This window comes from Pedobacter nototheniae, assembly GCF_004335085.1.
GTDB classification, from domain to species: Bacteria; Bacteroidota; Bacteroidia; order Sphingobacteriales; family Sphingobacteriaceae; genus Pedobacter; species Pedobacter nototheniae.
Genome location: NZ_RQRS01000009.1, coordinates 126,761 through 144,030, shown reverse-complemented (window position 1 = coordinate 144,030; position 17,270 = coordinate 126,761). Strand labels below are relative to the sequence as shown.

Sequence of the window (17,270 nt, the reverse complement as noted above, 5' to 3'; positions counted from 1 at the left end):
GCACCCCTTTTGATTTGGCAAATGTAGAAAAATATTTAAAGAATTGGTTTTTATTATTTGAGGGCTCATTTTAAAAATGCATCAACAGCTTTAATGGCATTTTGAAATCTTTCATCACCCGCTCCTCCTATTACCTTGTAGTTAGCATTAAGTTGAGTAAGCTCTTTGTGCCAAACTTCCATAAAATATTCTCGCTGGTTAGGGAAATCTCTTAAAGGATCATCCTGCCACGGTAAATCAATATCCATTAAAAGGTATAAATCATAGGGCCGCTTTGGCAAAGCATCCAAAACAATTTGTGGGGTTTCTCCTAATACCTCATCACTCCATATTTTAACGGTAATAAAGGTGGTATCGCAAATAATAAAATCTTTGGTATTGGTAGCTAGCACGGCATCCTCAAGGGCAACTTGACCGTAGTACATATTTACTTCATCCTGTAAAGTGTATGGCCCAACCAAAGCTTCGCAATAGTAACGGGCATATTCTGGTACCCATGCTACATTATAATGCTTGGCTAAAAACTGAGACATGGTCGATTTGCCTGTACTTTCGGGGCCTACAATGGCTATTTTTTTAATTACTTTGTTCACGATAGGTCTTTCTCCAATCCAAATAACCATTAAAGGCAATCAGAATCAATACAAAATATAAAATGGCACTTAAATTAAGGTGCTTGTAAATAAACAAAGGTACATAGCAAATATTAGCAAACACCCATAAAAGCCAGTTTTGTAAAATTTTTCTAGTTAATAATAATTGTGCAACAAAACTTACTGATGTGCAAAAGCCATCAGCCCAGGGCACAGTACTATTGGTGTAGGTAGCCATAAACCATCCCAATAAAATGGTAAGCAACGGAATAACTGTAATAACCAAGAGCCAACCTTTTGTAGTTAGATTTGTAATTTGTTTAGGCTCTTCAATTCTTTTAGTAATCCAAAAGTACCAGCCATAAAAAGCGGTAAATAAAAAATAAACCTGCAAACTCATATCGCCATACATGGCTTCTTTATAAAAAAGAAAACCGTAGGCGCAAACACTAATAATGGATATTGGCCAGTTCAATATGCTTTCTTTAGCCGCCAGGTAAATGCAAATAAAGCCAGTTATTACGGCAACCCATTCCAATATTGAAGTGTGCTTAAATTGATCAACCAGAAACTGAAAAAAAGGTATTGCCAGTAAAGTCATATAATCAAATGTAAAAGAAAATGGCTTTAAAAGAAAAAATCCGGTTGGGGAGGGCTCCCCAAACCGGATAATAAACCAAACAAACTATTTATGAAGAAAATCCTCAGTGGGTAACTAAGCCACGAGGAAGCTTTAGAACTAACTAAAGTATTTACAAAACGCAAATATGTTCTGCTTATTACAACATTATTGCCAATATCTTATTTAAGTTGTTTTCGTGACTTAAACATGACTTCCAGCCTGTGGCTGCCATAAAAATGTTACGGATGCACGCATTATGTTAAAAAAATTAACATAAAAAACTCAAATGTTTTTATGAATTTGCACCGCTGTATAAAAAAGAGCGCATTAATTATAGTACAGCAATGCATATCGTTTTAGGCAATACAAAAAACAATAATTAACACGATATGTTATTAACCATGATCCTGATTTAAAAAGGATTGATTTTTTAACAAACCCTAATAAAATGAAAAAGCTAGGTATTTTTTTATTTGCTTTAATTGTTTCATCAGTATGTTTTATTGCCTTTACAGGAATTAAGCTAGGTGGCATAACAGGAAGAGTAACCCCAACTAATGCGGTAATTTCAGTTTCATTGGTTGCGGCAGGCACCGATACTTTAAAAGCCCAGGTTAATGATGGTGCCTTTACTTTTACCAACCTTAAACAAGGCGTTTATACGGTTTGGATTAAGGCAAATGCACCGTATAAAGAAACTGTGATTGATAATGTTGCAGTAAAGGATAGTGCTACAACGGATTTAGGCGAAATTAAATTGCAACAATAATTACAACAACAAAACAATAGTATAAAAAGGAGGGTATTTAAGCCCTCTTTTTTATTTTAAAAAAACAGCTTAAATTATATTCTAAACGTGTATCTTTGCATCCCGACAGAACAGTTGGGATTTTTCTTCTTACAAAGCACAAATCTCGTTGCTTCAAGGCTCTAATAAGAGTCAAAACTTTAGAATTTTAATTATAGTATTAAGCTTTACCAATGCCTAAAGACACTTCCATTCGCTCAGTATTGATTATCGGATCAGGACCAATTATTATTGGACAAGCCTGCGAATTTGATTACTCGGGTTCTCAATCGGCCTTATCTTTGAAAGAAGAAGGAATTACCGTTTCAATTATCAACTCTAATCCGGCAACGATTATGACGGATAAAGTTATTGGAGACCATGTTTATCTGCGTCCTTTAACTGTTGATTCAATTGAAGAAATTTTACAGGAACACATCGCTTCTGCAGATTTGCCTCGGATTGATGCCGTATTGCCTACAATGGGTGGTCAAACAGCATTAAACTTATGTAAAGAAGCCGAAGAACGTGGTGTTTGGGAAAAATATGGCGTTAAGGTAATAGGTGTTGATGTAGCCGCAATCGAGAAAACAGAAAACCGCGAAGCTTTCCGTCAGTTAATGGTGGATATAGGTGTAGGTGTAGCTGAATCTCGAATTGCAAATTCATTTTTAGAAGGTAAGGAAGCTGCACAAGAAATCGGTTATCCGTTGGTAATTCGTCCTTCGTATACCCTAGGTGGTTCTGGTGGTGGTTTCGTACATAAAAAGGAAGAGTTTGATGCTGCATTAAAACGTGGTTTAGAGGCATCTCCTACCCATGAAGTATTAGTAGAAAAAGCAGTTTTAGGTTGGAAAGAGTACGAGCTTGAACTTTTAAGAGATAGCAACGATAACGTAATCATCATCTGTTCTATCGAAAACTTCGATCCAATGGGTATCCACACAGGAGATTCAATTACGGTTGCTCCTGCCATGACATTATCTGATCGTTGTTACCAGGAAATGCGTAACCAAGCGATTAAAATGATGAGAGCCATTGGTAACTTCGCAGGTGGTTGTAACGTTCAGTTTTCGGTAAACCCTGCCGATGACGAAATCATTGCCATCGAAATTAACCCACGTGTTTCTCGCTCATCGGCATTGGCAAGTAAAGCAACCGGATATCCAATTGCTAAAATTGCAGCAAAACTTGCAATCGGTTACAACCTTGATGAGATTGAAAATCAAATTACAAAAACAACTTCAGCATATTTTGAGCCTACTTTAGATTATGTTATCGTTAAAATCCCTCGCTGGAATTTCGATAAATTTAAAGGCGCAAATAAAGAACTTGGCTTGCAGATGAAATCTGTTGGCGAGGTAATGGCTATTGGTCGTACCTTTATTGAAGCATTACAAAAAGCTTGTCAAAGTTTAGAAATAAACCGTGCGGGCTTAGGTGCTGATGGTAAACAAAACCGCAACATTAACGAAATTATGGATGGATTGGAGCATGCTTCATGGAACCGTTTATTCTTAATTAAAGATGCGATGACGATGGGTGTGCCTTTGGAATCTATCCGTAAGGTAACTAAAATTGATAAATGGTTCTTAAATCAAATTCAGGAATTAGTTTCTCTGGAAGTTGAATTAAAAAGATATTCTTTAAATAACATCCCTCAGGATTTCTTCTTTACCCTTAAACAAAAAGGCTTCTCTGATGAGCAAATTGCCTGGTTATTGGGTAATGTAACCGAGGATGAGGTTTACGACAGAAGAAAGGCTTTAGGCATTAACCGCGTTTACAAAATGGTTGATACTTGTGCTGCGGAGTTTCCGGCGCAAACACCATATTACTACTCTACTTTTGAGGAAGAGAATGAATCTATTCCTTCTGATAGAAAGAAAATAATAGTTTTAGGATCAGGGCCTAATCGTATTGGACAAGGTATTGAGTTTGATTACTCTTGTGTACACGGTTTGCTTGCTGCAAAAGAAAGCGGTTTTGAAGCAATTATGGTTAACTGTAACCCTGAAACGGTTTCTACAGATTTTAACATGGCTGATAAGTTATACTTTGAGCCAGTTTTTTGGGAGCATGTTCGCGAAATTATCGAACTTGAAAAACCTATAGGTGTTATTGTTCAGTTGGGTGGGCAAACGGCTTTAAAAATGGCTGATAAATTAACCAAACTTGGTGTTAAAATTATCGGTACTTCTTTCGAGAACATGGATATTGCCGAAGACCGTGGTCGTTTCTCAGACTTATTAAAAGATTTAGATATTCCTTATCCTAAATATGGTGTTGCAGAAAATGCTGAAGAAGCCATCATCGTTGCCAATGAAGTTGGTTATCCGGTATTGGTTCGTCCAAGTTATGTATTAGGCGGACAAGGCATGAGCATTGTAATCAACGATGAGGATTTAGAGAAAGCAGTTGTTAAATTGTTGGGCGATTTACCGGGCAACCGAGTATTAATCGATCACTTTTTAGATAGAGCTGAAGAAGCAGAATCTGATTCTATTTGCGATGGCGAAGATGTACACATTATTGGTATGATGGAGCACATTGAGCCTGCAGGTATCCACTCAGGAGATTCATTTGCAGTATTGCCAACATTTAGCTTGCCAGAAACGGTTACTAAATCAATGGAAGAATACTCAATAAAACTTGCAAAAGCATTAAACATTAGTGGCTTGTTAAATATCCAGTTTGCCATTAAAGATGAAAAGGTTTATGTAATCGAAGCCAATCCTAGGGCATCACGTACGGTTCCATTTATAGCTAAGGCTTACGATGTACCTTACATTAACATTGCGGCTAAAATTATGTTAGGTGTTGCAAAACTTAAAGATTTTACCATAGAACGTAAGCTTAAAGGTTACGCCATTAAAGAGCCAGTATTCTCTTACGAGAAATTCCCTGAAGTGGCTAAAGAATTAGGTCCGGAGATGAAATCAACAGGTGAAGCCATTCGCTTTATTAAAGATTTAGAAGATCCTTATTTCCGCAAGCTTTACAAAGATAAATCAATGTATTTAAGCAAATAATTTCAATGGGCAGTTTAATCACTGCCCATTTTTGTTTTATAGCAGTTGCTAAATGGAAATCATGCTATTTGTAATTCCTATATCAAAATTGTTATAATCTTTAAAATCCAATTTCAACTTCTCTATTTTTACAAGTATGGAGAACCTATCAGGAAAAAGTGCACTAATTACGGGTGCCGGTAAAGGCATTGGCAAGGCAATTACAATAGCTTTGGCTAAAGAAGGCGTAAATGTTGGTTTAATAGCCAGAACGCAAAGCGATTTAGATAAACTAGCAGAAGAGTTAAAAACATACAACGTTAAAGTAGCTACAGCAGTGGCAGATGTAAGCGATATTAATTCTGTTAACGAAGCTGTAAAAAGCCTTCAGAATGAACTAGGCTTTTTAGAAATTTTGATCAATAATGCAGGTATTGGAAAGTTTGGTAAATTTTTAGAACTTGAGCCAAACGCTTGGGAGGAAATTATAAAAGTTAATCTTTTAGGTACGTACTACGTTACCAGAGCAATTGTGCCTCAAATGATAGAAAAAGCAACTGGAGATATTGTTAACATTTCCAGCTCTGCGGCGCATAGCCCAGCTGCGGTAACCAGTGCTTATTCTGCATCTAAAGCGGGTTTAATTGCATTATCCACTTCTTTAATGCAAGAAATGCGTAAACACAATATAAGAGTTACTTCGCTTAGCCCCAGTACAACAGCTACAGATATGGCCATTGATTTAAAACTTACAGATGGTAATCCTGATAAAGTAATGCAGCCTGAAGATTTAGCTGAATTGGTTGTTTCACAATTAAAATTAAACCGAAGAGTTTTTGTAAAAGATGCTGGTTTATGGTCTACAAACCCATAAAAATGCCATAACAAAAAACAGCGATCAGAATTACTGATCGCTGTTTCAATTTATATATGATGGATTATTAGAACAATTTTTCTAATAAGTCTGGTTGCAAATCTGCGTAACGATTGTTGCTCGCTAATACTGGTTTTGCCATTACACTAATGCTGGTGTTTTGAGCAACAAAATCATCCATTTTCATTTTAGCTTCGCTACCTAAAGCAGCTTCATGGTTTTCTGTTGATCCTTCTAGTTTTAACGTTGCTCCATCTTTTACTGTTGTAGATAGGTTTACTGTATTGGCATTAATATCTGCGCTAGCCTGATCTTTTAATACAACTTTAAGGTTTAACAAGTTAAATGAGCCCGATGTAATTACTTTTGAAGTGTTTGAAGCCTCAATAGATGATAAATTGTTTACGTGTGCAATAACTGTTAAAACATCTTTAGTAAATGAGCTGATGCGAAGTTCTGCTCCTTGTTGTTGAACCAATGCATTTTTAGAATAATATTGGTCGTAAACTTCCAAACTTTCTTTGCTATCCTGAACCAGGATTAATTTTACGTTACCACTTACTACAATTTTGTTAATATTTTTAACCTGAGTTAAAGCTGTATAACTTGAGTTAATTTCTGAAGCATTTGCTGCTAAAGTTGCGCTGCTTAATACAACTGTTGTTAAAGCTGCTGCGAATAAAGTTTTGATAAAAGTTTTCATGATCTTAATATTTTATGTTTATATATCTTTTTTTTAAATCCCTAATAACTAGGTGGTTTTGTATATAAGACCACAACAATTGGAAAACGTTTCAGCAAGTTTTAGCATATTATACCAGAGCCATGTAATTATAGACGAACGCCAATTTTATGTATACGAAAAACTGTACGTATTTTGTAATTCTATTCTATATTTTAATAGTTACCACCAATAAGCGGAACAAAACGATAGGAAATTTACCCTAATTACCTGCAGATATTTAACACAGTTATTATTCTGTTAAAAAAAGTTAAAGCGCTTCTTAAACTAATTATATAGTTTATATTCGTGGAGCTAATCAAAATTAACAAATGAGAAAAAACTTACTATTGTGGTGTTTCTTGCTCTCCTTATTTATTTATTCAAGTGCTCAAGGTCAGCAGTTTATAAAAGGAAGAGTGATTGATACTGCTTCTACGTCTCTTCTAAGTGGTACATCCGTATCTGTTTTAAGAGCAAAAGATTCTACCCTCGTAAAATTTACCCGTGCTTTAGATAATGGCACTTTTGAAATTAACAACATTCCTAAAGGGAAATACATTTTGTTGGTTTCATATCCAAAGTATGCAGATTTTGTAGATCACTTTACTTTAGATTCTATAAAACCAAGCATTGATTACGGCAGAATTAACCTCACGGGAATGGCTAAAATTCTTGCAGATGTTATCATTAAAGGAAACCGTGCTGCTATAAAAATTAAAGGAGATACAACTGAGTTTGATCCGAAAGCATATAATATAGAGCCTAACTCCAAAGTTGAAGATTTAATTAGGCAGTTTCCAGGTATTGAAATTGATAAGGATGGAAAGATAACCGCTCAAGGACAAAAAAATGTAAAGGTACTGGTTGATGGCGAGGAGTTTTTTGGTGATGATCCAACGTTGGTGACCAAAAATATCAGGGCAGATATGGTTGACAAAGTGCAATTGTATGATAAAAAAAGCGATCAGGCAACGTTTACAGGTATAGATGATGGTGAGAAAACAAAAACACTTAATATTAAACTTAAGGAGGATAAAAAGAATGGTTATTTCGGTAAAGTAACTGGTAGTTATGGAACGGATGATTTTTATCAGGGACAGGGTATGTTTAATAAATTTTGGGGCAAGAAAAAGTTCTCCGCTTATGGCATTGTAGGTAATACCGGCCAGGTTGGCTTAGGCTGGCAAGATAGTGAGAAGTACGGCTCCAGTAATATGCAGGTGAGTGATGATGGTGGGGTTTATTTCTATAGTGGTGGCGGAGATGATCTGGATTCTTATAGCGGCCAATATAATGGTAGAGGTATTCCGTTAACAAGATCTGGTGGTATGCACTTTGATAGTAAATGGAATAGTGATAAGGAATTTTTAAATACCAATTACAAAGTTGGATCAATGTCTGTAAGAGGAACCTCAAATACTATAAATCAAAATAACCTTTCTTCTGGCATCATTAACAGTAATTCTGATCAAAATTTTGATAATGATATGTTCCGTCAGAAACTTGATGCAACTTATGAGGTTAAACTAGATTCTACCCTAACTCTAAAAGTAAATGTGGATGGAACGTTGAAAAATAGTACCACTAATACCAATAATTTAACCACAAGTACGCGTGGCGATAATACGATGCTAAACAGATCTCGTCAAGGCATAAATAATGATGCCGACGACCAAATATTTAATTTTAACGCTTTATTTACAAAAAGATTAAAGAAAAAAGGGCGTACACTTTCGCTTAATCTAAGTCAATCGGCAAGTAAGAATAAAACCAATGGTTATCTTAACACATCCAACGAATATTATAACCTTACCGGAACGGCTATTGATAGTACTAGAGTGGTAGATCAGTATAAGGTTAACGATATTACCAACAATGCTTTTAAATCTAATTTAGCTTATACGGAGCCACTATCTCCAACATTAACTGTAATTGTAAATTATGGTTTAAACATTATGGGAGGAAAATCAGACCGTAAATCTTTTAATAAATCTGGTGCTGGTAATTATGATATTTTAGACACTGATTTTAGTAATAACTATGAACTAGATCAGACTATTAACCAAGGGGGAGCAATTTTCAACTATAAAAAAGGTAAAACGATTATCAATTTTGGTTCTAAAATTAGTGGCGTTAACTTTAAGCAGGCAGATTTATATCACAATAAAACCTACAACCGTAGTTTTGTAAATTATATGCCTCAGGCATCTTATCAGTATCGTTTTTCTCAGCAAAAATCATTCAGATTAAACTATAACGGAAATACAAACCAGCCATCGTTGGATCAGCTGCAACCAATTAGGGTAAATACTAATCCTTTAAATGAAATTTTGGGTAACGCTGATTTGAGACCTTCATTTAGAAGTAATTTGAACGCAAGTTATAATTCTTACAAAGTTTTAACGAACGAATCTATCTGGATAAGTGCTAACTATGGTTTTACTGTTAATCCTATTATTAGCGATGTTGCTACAAATTTAGGTGGCGCAAGTAAATCTCGCTTTGTAAACTTAACAGATAAAATGACTACAAACTTTAATATGTATGCTAATTACGGTCAGAAAATTAAAGGGCTTGATTTGAATGCAGGTATATATGCAAATGTTAGTGGTAGTAACTCTTACAATTATATTACTACGCCACCATTAAATATTAGAGAGTTAAATAAAACTGAAAATTATAATTATTCAGGTGGGTTAAACATCTCTAAATACAAAGAGAAGAAGTACAATTTTTGGGTAAGTTTTGGTCCGAGTTATAATGTAAGTAAGGCATCTGTACAAAAAACAGGGAACAGTAGTGGTTGGGGCTTAAATGGAAATGCATCTACAACGGTGCAATTGCCAGGTAAATTTGAAATTACAACAGATGGAGCATACCAGTTTAATGGTAAAACGCAAACATTCGATGAAAATTTTGAGCGTTTTATCTGGAATGCATCCCTGGCTAAAAAATTCTTTAAAGCAGAAAATTTAAAGGTTTCTATTTCAGGAAATGACCTTTTAAATCAGAATGTTGGTTTTAGCCGTTCTGCGTATAACGGAAATATTTCACAAAACAGTTATACCACAATACAAAGATATTTCATGTTCAACGTATCATGGGATTTTAATAAAATGGGTGGAAGCGCAAAGAAATAAATCAAAAATTATGAAAGCTACTCTAAAATATACAATCATATTCGCTGTTATGTTTATCAGCAGCAACCTTTTTGCTCAAAATGTGCACTTTGTTCAAAACGGAGTTATTGAGTTTGAAAAGAGATCAAATATATATGCGTTAATTAAAAAGAAGATAAGTAAAAGCAACGAGTCTTATCTACAACAAGCTTTTGATGCATACAAAAAGAATAATCCGCAGTTTAAATCTGTAAAAAGTACGCTAAGCTTTACAAAGGACAAAAGCCTTTATAAATGGGCAGAAACAAATGAGCCTACCAATACAAACTGGGTAAGTTCTGATCCGCTAGCTGATTTGAAGAATACAATAGCTACAGATTTTAAAACGGGCATAAGTTCTACGCAAAAGAGTATTTATGAAGCTACTTATTTGGTTAAAGACAGTGTGAGGAAAATAAACTGGAAAATTACAGATGAAACACGTGAAATTGCAGGCTACGAATGTAGAAGAGCAAATGCAATAATCATGGATTCGGTATATGTAGTTGCTTATTATTCTAATCAAATAGCAGTTTCTGGAGGACCAGAATCTTTTACAGGATTGCCTGGAATGATTTTGGGATTGGCCTTGCCACATGAAAACATCACCTGGTTTGCAACTAAGGTGACAGAAGTTGCAGTACCTGAAAAAGATTTATTGCCGCCAACAAAAGGTAAGCCTGTAGATAATGAAGGATTAAAAGCGGTATTGAAATCAGCGATGAAAGATTGGGGAGAATATGCGCATCCCATGCTCAAGGCGTTTTCGTTGTAAATTAAATACTGGTTTACCTGCGCTAATTATATTAATTTAGCATTCTTAGCCAGATGAAATGTATACCGATTTATTTACCCATATAAAAAGATTTATAGATTTTACAGAGGAGGAAGAGAAAAAACTCTCCACTTTTGTAGAATCTATTTTTGTTAAAAAGAAACAATTTCTGCTTGAAGAGGGACAGATTTGCAGAGCAAATTATTTTGTAAAGAAAGGATGCTTACGTTTGTATTTTATTGATATTAAAGGAGCAGAGCAAACCACTCAATTTGCTATTGAAAATTGGTGGATTACCGACCTTACCAGTTTCCTATTTCAAAAACATTCCGAATTTTATATTCAGGCGGCAGAAGCCACAGAAGTTATTGCAATTGAACACCACCATTATGATGAAATGTTTAATAAAATACCAAGTCTGGAAAGATATTTCAGGTTAGTGTTGCAAAAAAATCATCAGGCCTCGCAAATGCGAATTAGATACCTTTACAGCCAAACAGCTGAAGAAAGATATAGGCAATTTAACGGTTTATTTCCTGAATTTGTACAGCGGGTACCACAATATATGTTGGCGTCTTATTTAGGTTTTACCCCCGAATTTTTAAGTAAAATAAGAGCAAAAAAATAAACCTCGTTTCCGTCATTACTATTTGGATAGTATTCATTTCTTAAACTACATTAAGTTTTTTAATAGGCAGTATATCGACCTTTACATTAAATAAAAACAAATACAATGGAAAGTAGAATAGATATCCAAAAAGTACAGCCTGCGGCTTACCAGGCAATGTATGCGCTTGAAAAGTACTTAGGTACAAGTAGCCTTAGCCCAATCCTTAAGGAGTTAATAAAAATGCGTGCATCGCAAATTAATGGTTGCGCATTTTGCATTAATATGCACACCACTGATGCCCGTAAATATGGCGAAACTGAGCAACGCATTTATCTTTTAAGCGCATGGAGAGAAACCACTTTGTTTACCGAACAAGAGCAGGCCGTTTTGGCTTTAACTGAAGAGGTAACGCTGATTAGCAATCACGTTTCTGATGCCACTTACCAAAGGGTAGCAAATTTCTTTAATGAAGAGGAAATAGCACAAATTATAATGGCGATTGTGACCATTAATGCATGGAACAGAATCGCCATTACTTCCAAAGTAGTGGTTGGGTAATTTTAAAAGAGTTCGCCCGTAAACTAAACCGGACGAACTTATTTTTTCTTGTTAATTTTTTTCAGTTCAGTGTAAACCAATCGGGCAACTTCAGTGGCACCTTCAGGTTGAAAATGCGTATCGTCTTTTTGTCCTTTCGGATAAGCCTCATACTTGCCAGAATCTAAATGCATAAAATATTTTTCGCTTACAAAAGCCTTACCTTTTTGAGTAAAAAAATCTGCAGAAATTGTTGTTAAATCAATCAGTGGAACGTTTAATTCTTGAGCAACATCTTTTACCGCTTGCGGATAATCGCCATGCGCACTACCCAATTTATTATCCTTCCAAGGGTAATTTCTAGTTACTGGTGTAATTAGAATGGGTAAAGCACCTTTTTCGCGACTTTGATTTACATACATTCTTAAAAAGTCTTTATATCCGGGAATATCAACATAACGTTCAGGTTTGTTTTTAGCGGCATCGTTATGTCCAAACTGGATCAGCACCAAATCGTTTTTAGTTAAAGTTTCTAAAATTTCTTTCCATCTTCCCTCCTCAAAAAAAGTTCTTGTGCTTCTTCCGCCTTTAGCTTTATCTACCACCAAAGCACTATCACTTTTTATTATGCTGCTTAAATTTTTTAAGCTATCACCACGTAAAAACTGCTGAAAAACCTGTCCCCAGCCTGTAATTGGGTATTTTTTCTGCATATAATCTTTTTCCAAACTATAATCAGCAACAGTTGAATCGCCAATTAAATAAACTTTAACAGGTTTTGGTTTCAGTATAAAAGACATTAATAGTATACTGATGCTTAAAAGGATTAAATATTGATCTTTCTTTTTCATGTTAATTATTTAATATTTTCTACTCTGAACCAATCATATTCTGCGATTCCCGAATCATTAGTTTGGTTATCTCTAACCGCAAATAACCCCATTTTAGCACCAATCCACTGTCCGGCAGTAGCTTGAAATGCAATTCCAGCATTATCAAAATTTACTCCGTTCTCGCTATAGCTAAACTGGCATTGCGCACCGGTGGTTACTTTTACGCGAAAATAAACCGTACCCGATTTAAGTTTAGTAATTTCAGTTTCATTCTCGGTTTTACCTTTATCTGCATTTTGGCAGGTACCATAAACCAAATAAAAACCATCTTTTTTATGCTTAATAGCAATGTTTGCATAACTTCTACCCATAACCACCAACCCGGTCTTTTCATTTTCCAATTTAGGATTTGGTCTAAAAGTAAGTTTAGTTGTCGCCATAAACCCTTCTGCAGGGAACTTTTGCATCAACAAATTTGGTACATCCCAAAGATTTTTAGCATCATCAGGAATTTTAGAAGTATAGAGTTTTAATACACCTTTGGCAGCATCTGTAAAAACCCAAACTGCTTTCGGATTAGCCTGCCATTGCCATTGCAAACCCAAAGATTGGCTGTTAAATTCATCACTTTCTGCAGGGGTTTGTATAGGATAAACTTTGCCTACGTTAGGTTTTTTATAGGTTAAAACTGGTTCGCCAATGCCTGAATTGTTTTTATCTGCACCGATTACTGGCCAGTTATTAATCCATTTCATTGGTTGTAAATGTACTACTCTACCATAAGCATCTTTATCCTGAAAATGGAGAAACCAGTCTTCTCCAGTTTGAGTATTTACCCACGCACCTTGATGTGGGCCATTTACATTAGATTTTCCCTGGTCCATAGCAACCTTACGCTCATATGGGCCATAAATATTTTTACTTCTTAATATTAGTTGCCAGCCTGTAGAAACACCTCCAGCTGGAGCAAAAATGTAGTAATATCCGTTACGTTTATAAAATTTTGGTCCTTCGATGGTTGGATCAAGCTCATGCCCATCATACACAATTGTTCCTACACCTGTGGCCTTGGTTCCTTCGGCATTTAAGGGCATTACGGCGATTATACTTTTTATGCCTGCTCTGCTACCCGCATAAGCGTAAGCCAAATAAGTTTTTCCATCTTCATCCCAAAGTGGACATGGATCTATTAAGCCTTTCCCCTCGACAACCAATTCTGGCGCACTCCATTCACCTGTTATTGTTTTGGCTTTCGTTAAATAAATTCCGAAGTCAGGATCAGGATAATAAATATAAAATTCACCATTTCTATACCGTATTGCTGGCGCCCACACACCGTTTCCGTGTTGTGTTTTTTCAAAATGTTCAAAAGGTGATTGCCTTTTTAAAGCATGACCAATAATTTTCCAGTTAACTAAATCCTTCGAATGCAGAATGGGTAAACCAGGAATGGCATCGAAACTAGAAGCTATCATATAAAAATCATCGCCAACGCGAATGGCATCTGGATCAGAATAATCAGCATTAATTACTGGATTTTTATAAGTTCCATTACCCAAGTCGGCTACCCAAACTTTAGAAACATCATTAGCTTTACCTGGTTGTTGCGCAAAAGCAGCATTGTAAAAAAACAGTGATGCAAGAGGCAAACAGAATTTTAAACAGTTTTTAAAAGCAACGAAATTGGTGTTATCCATCTGAAAGGGCGATTTTGAATGAAGAATGGCTATTGAATACTTGGTTATTAACAAGATTAGGCGATTTTTTTGTTTAATCCAACCCGATAATATGCAATCGTTCCCGACATCGTTTGCGATCTTTATTGTGGGTTTTTATTCGTTCGGCACAATTTAATTCTTTAAAATTGTTCATCATATATTTTATTAAAATTCGGCTGCGTTGAAGGGTTAGAAATCACGCAGCCGATTTTAATATTAGCCTAACCAAAATATTTATATGAAAACATTTTTATTTCTCCTATTTACTTCGGTATGCTTATACGCAAATGCGATTGATGTTAAACCGGATTTTATTGTGGCTGCTGATGGTAGCGGTAATTTTAAAACGGTACAGGAAGCAATTCATGCTGTACCAGATTTTAGAAAAACCATTACGGTTATATTCATTAAAAAAGGTACGTATAAAGAGAAGCTTGTTTTGGCTGCATCCAAGCAAAATGTAAAATTTGTTGGAGAAAGTAGAGATGAAACCATTTTAACCTACGATGATTTTGCGCAAAAGAAAAATGCTTTTGGAGAGGAAAAAGGAACTTCAGGCTCTTCCAGTTTTTATATTTATGGAGAGAATTTTACAGCAGAGAATATCACCTTTGAAAACTCTTCTGGGCCCGTTGGACAGGCAGTTGCTGTTTGGGCTGGTGGAGATAAAATGATTTTTAATAATTGCCGTTTCTTAGGCTTTCAGGATACCCTTTATACTTATGGAGGCAATAACCGCCAATATTATAAAAATTGCTATATAGAAGGCACTGTCGATTTTATTTTTGGAGCATCTACGGCATGGTTTGAAACCTGCACCATTTTTTGCAAAAAAGCTGGATATATTACAGCTGCATCTACTGCTGATACAACAAAATATGGCTATGTTTTTAATCAATGTAAAGTAATTGGTAATGCACCAGAAAACAGCTTTTATCTTGGTCGCCCGTGGAGACCTTATGCTAAAGTTGCCTATTTAAATTGCGAGCTTCCTGAACTTATAAAACCCGAGGGCTGGCACAATTGGAGTAAAGAAAGTAACGAAAAAACAGCCTTTTATGCAGAATATAAAAGCACTGGTAAAGGAAGTAAAATTGATAAAAGAGTAAGCTGGTCACACCAATTAACCAAGGAAGAATATAAGCTCTATACTTTAGAAAACGTTTTCCGAGGGTGGATTCCAGAACTGAAATAAAAGGTTTAATTAATTGATTTATAGATTAGAAGCACCTCAAAAGAGGTGCTTTTTTGCCCTATTTCTCGGCAACGATTGCATAGATTTCTCTTCTGATTTACCATCAAACACCGTACACTTGTTTTAAGAATAACCAAGTATAAATTTAACAGCGCAAAACAATGAACTTTTTTCCACGTAATTTATGCCGTATCCAAACCGCTTTGGCTTGCTTAATTTTATTTTCAGCGGTTCAGGTATCCGCACAAAAGCCAGCTCTACCAATTATAAAGCAAGTAAGCATTAAAAAAGATACCACCAATATCATCAGCTTTGGTGCTAAAGGCGATGGCGTTTTCATGAATACTGAAAGCATTAATAAAACCATTGCCAGCGTGAGTAGAAAAGGTGGTGGCGTTGTTTTAGTTCCATCTGGTTTGTGGCTTACTGGTCCAATTGAATTAAAAAGCAATGTAAATCTACATTTAAAACGCGATGCTATTTTGCAATTTACCGATGATTTTAACCAATATAAATTGGTGGAAGGAAATTGGGAAGGCGCACCTGCCTGGCGTAATCAAAGCCCTATTTCAGGTAATAATTTAGAAAATATAGCGATCACCGGAACGGGGATAATTGATGGAAATGGTGGTGCATGGAGAATGGTTAAAAAAGATAAGTTAACCGAATCTCAATGGAAAAAACTAATTGCATCTGGCGGTGTGGTAAGTGATGATAATAAAACTTGGTACCCATCTCAAAAAGTAATAAAAGGTTCTAAAATAAAAGGTGCTGGTGCGGTAGAAGCTGGAAAAACAGCTGCTGATTATGATGATATTAAAGATTTTCTTCGCCCGAATTTATTGGTTCTTACCAATTGCAAAAAAATTCTTTTAGAAGGTGTTACTTTTCAAAACTCACCAGCCTGGAACTTACATCCATTACTTTGTGAGGATTTAACTTTGAGAAACTTGCAGGTTAAAAATCCTTGGTATGCGCAAAATGGTGATGGTGTAGATGTGGAATCATGCAAAAACGTATTGATAGAAGGTAGTACTTTTGATGTTGGCGATGATGGAATTTGCATTAAATCCGGTCGTGATGAAGCAGGAAGAAAACGTGGCGTTCCTACAGAAAATGTAATCATTAGAAATAACATTGTTTATCACGCACATGGTGGTTTTGTAATCGGTAGCGAAATGAGCGGCGGTGCCAAAAACATTTGGGTTTATGATTGCTCTTTTATTGGTACTGATATTGGTTTACGCTTTAAAACAACACGCGGCCGTGGCGGTGTGGTAGAAAACATTTTTGTTGATCATATTAATATGATCGACATTCCGGGCGAAGCAATTTTATTTGATATGTATTATGCTGCGGTTGATCCGGTTCCTTTGGCTGGCGAAAAACGTGAAGCAGTTAAAACGGTTTTACTTCCGGTAACGGAGGCGACACCACAGTTTAAAAAATTCTACATCAAAAATGTTGTAGCTAACGGTGCTGATAAGGCCATATTTTTTAGAGGATTACCAGAAATGAATATTAAGGATATTCATCTGGAAAATGTAACCATTCAATCTAAAAAAGGGATCGAAATTATTGAGGGAACAGGGATTTTCCTTAAAAATGTAAATGTAATTACAGCCGATACGAACCCAATTGTACATGTGCAAAATAGTAGCAACATTAATATTGATGGTTTACAATTTAAAAACGGAAGCGAATTATTATTCAATATAACGGGCGAAAAATCGAAGGAGATTAAAGTTTCAGCAACTGATGTTTCAAAAGCTAAAAAGGTTTCCGTTTTAAGCGATGAAGTAAATAAATCGGCTTTATCAATTAAAAAATAAG

At 35.5% G+C, this 17,270-nt stretch carries 14 protein-coding genes; 9 read left to right on the top strand and 5 right to left on the bottom strand.

The features are described from left to right. Positions 1 to 65 precede the first annotated feature (65 nt). Positions 66 to 593, bottom strand: coding sequence for an AAA family ATPase (locus tag EHC72_RS10030; protein ID WP_246029413.1), 528 nt, complete (start codon positions 591 to 593; stop codon positions 66 to 68). Then, positions 577 to 1,194, bottom strand: a complete 618-nt coding sequence (gene pnuC / locus EHC72_RS10025) for a nicotinamide riboside transporter PnuC (protein ID WP_131537551.1) — start codon at positions 1,192 to 1,194, stop codon at positions 577 to 579. The genes EHC72_RS10030 and pnuC overlap by 17 nt, the downstream gene beginning before the upstream one ends. 469 nt (positions 1,195 to 1,663) lie before the next feature. On the opposite strand from pnuC, the gene EHC72_RS10020 reads away from it, so the two are divergent. The 3 genes from EHC72_RS10020 to EHC72_RS10010 all read left to right on the top strand — a co-directional run bounded on the left by EHC72_RS10020 (position 1,664) and on the right by EHC72_RS10010 (position 5,887). Next, the gene (locus tag EHC72_RS10020) at positions 1,664 to 1,984 is read left to right on the top strand and encodes a carboxypeptidase-like regulatory domain-containing protein (RefSeq protein WP_131537550.1); all 321 of its coding nucleotides are present in this window, start codon (positions 1,664 to 1,666) and stop codon (positions 1,982 to 1,984) included. A gap of 212 nt (positions 1,985 to 2,196) precedes the next feature. After that, the gene (carB, locus tag EHC72_RS10015; RefSeq protein WP_131537549.1) at positions 2,197 to 5,034 is read left to right on the top strand and encodes a carbamoyl-phosphate synthase large subunit; all 2,838 of its coding nucleotides are present in this window, start codon (positions 2,197 to 2,199) and stop codon (positions 5,032 to 5,034) included. A gap of 136 nt (positions 5,035 to 5,170) precedes the next feature. After that, a complete protein-coding gene (locus tag EHC72_RS10010; protein ID WP_131537548.1) occupies positions 5,171 to 5,887 on the top strand; it encodes a 3-ketoacyl-ACP reductase in 717 nt (238 codons plus the stop codon). Positions 5,888 to 5,954: 67 nt separating this feature from the next. On the opposite strand, the gene EHC72_RS10005 is transcribed toward EHC72_RS10010, so the two are convergent. After that, positions 5,955 to 6,590 carry a GIN domain-containing protein gene (locus EHC72_RS10005; RefSeq protein ID WP_131537547.1) on the bottom strand — a complete coding sequence of 212 codons (636 nt, stop codon included), beginning with the start codon at positions 6,588 to 6,590 and terminating at the stop codon, positions 5,955 to 5,957. A gap of 350 nt (positions 6,591 to 6,940) precedes the next feature. Here EHC72_RS10005 and EHC72_RS10000 point away from each other — a divergent pair, with 350 nt between their 5' ends. The 4 genes from EHC72_RS10000 to EHC72_RS09985 all read left to right on the top strand — a co-directional run bounded on the left by EHC72_RS10000 (position 6,941) and on the right by EHC72_RS09985 (position 11,712). Continuing rightward, positions 6,941 to 9,751 (top strand): outer membrane beta-barrel protein, encoded by a 2,811-nt coding sequence (locus EHC72_RS10000; protein WP_131537546.1) that lies wholly within the window; start codon positions 6,941 to 6,943, stop codon positions 9,749 to 9,751. A gap of 10 nt (positions 9,752 to 9,761) precedes the next feature. Further along, positions 9,762 to 10,544, top strand: a complete 783-nt coding sequence (locus EHC72_RS09995; protein WP_131537545.1) for a GLPGLI family protein — start codon at positions 9,762 to 9,764, stop codon at positions 10,542 to 10,544. A 58-nt stretch (positions 10,545 to 10,602) separates the two neighbouring features. Next, a complete protein-coding gene (locus EHC72_RS09990) occupies positions 10,603 to 11,172 on the top strand; it encodes a Crp/Fnr family transcriptional regulator (protein WP_131537544.1) in 570 nt (189 codons plus the stop codon). Positions 11,173 to 11,277: 105 nt separating this feature from the next. Beyond that, on the top strand, positions 11,278 to 11,712 hold the full coding sequence (locus EHC72_RS09985) for a carboxymuconolactone decarboxylase family protein (RefSeq protein ID WP_131537543.1): 435 nt from the start codon (positions 11,278 to 11,280) through the stop codon (positions 11,710 to 11,712). Positions 11,713 to 11,750: 38 nt separating this feature from the next. Here EHC72_RS09985 and EHC72_RS09980 read toward each other — a convergent pair whose 3' ends face one another. Both EHC72_RS09980 and EHC72_RS09975 read right to left on the bottom strand, forming a co-directional pair. Beyond that, entirely contained in the window at positions 11,751 to 12,542 is a 792-nt protein-coding gene (locus EHC72_RS09980) for a rhamnogalacturonan acetylesterase (protein WP_131537542.1), read from the bottom strand. Between the two features lie 5 nt (positions 12,543 to 12,547). Then, on the bottom strand, positions 12,548 to 14,221 hold the full coding sequence (locus tag EHC72_RS09975; protein WP_131537541.1) for a glycoside hydrolase family 43 protein: 1,674 nt from the start codon (positions 14,219 to 14,221) through the stop codon (positions 12,548 to 12,550). 259 nt (positions 14,222 to 14,480) lie between these two features. Here EHC72_RS09975 and EHC72_RS09970 point away from each other — a divergent pair, with 259 nt between their 5' ends. Together EHC72_RS09970 and EHC72_RS09965 are read left to right on the top strand one after the other, a co-directional pair. After that, positions 14,481 to 15,437, top strand: a complete 957-nt coding sequence (locus EHC72_RS09970) for a pectinesterase family protein (protein ID WP_131537540.1) — start codon at positions 14,481 to 14,483, stop codon at positions 15,435 to 15,437. 161 nt (positions 15,438 to 15,598) lie between these two features. Then, positions 15,599 to 17,269: a glycoside hydrolase family 28 protein gene (locus tag EHC72_RS09965; protein WP_131537539.1), complete on the top strand. Its 1,671-nt coding sequence runs from the start codon at positions 15,599 to 15,601 to the stop codon at positions 17,267 to 17,269. Position 17,270: the final 1 nt, after the last annotated feature.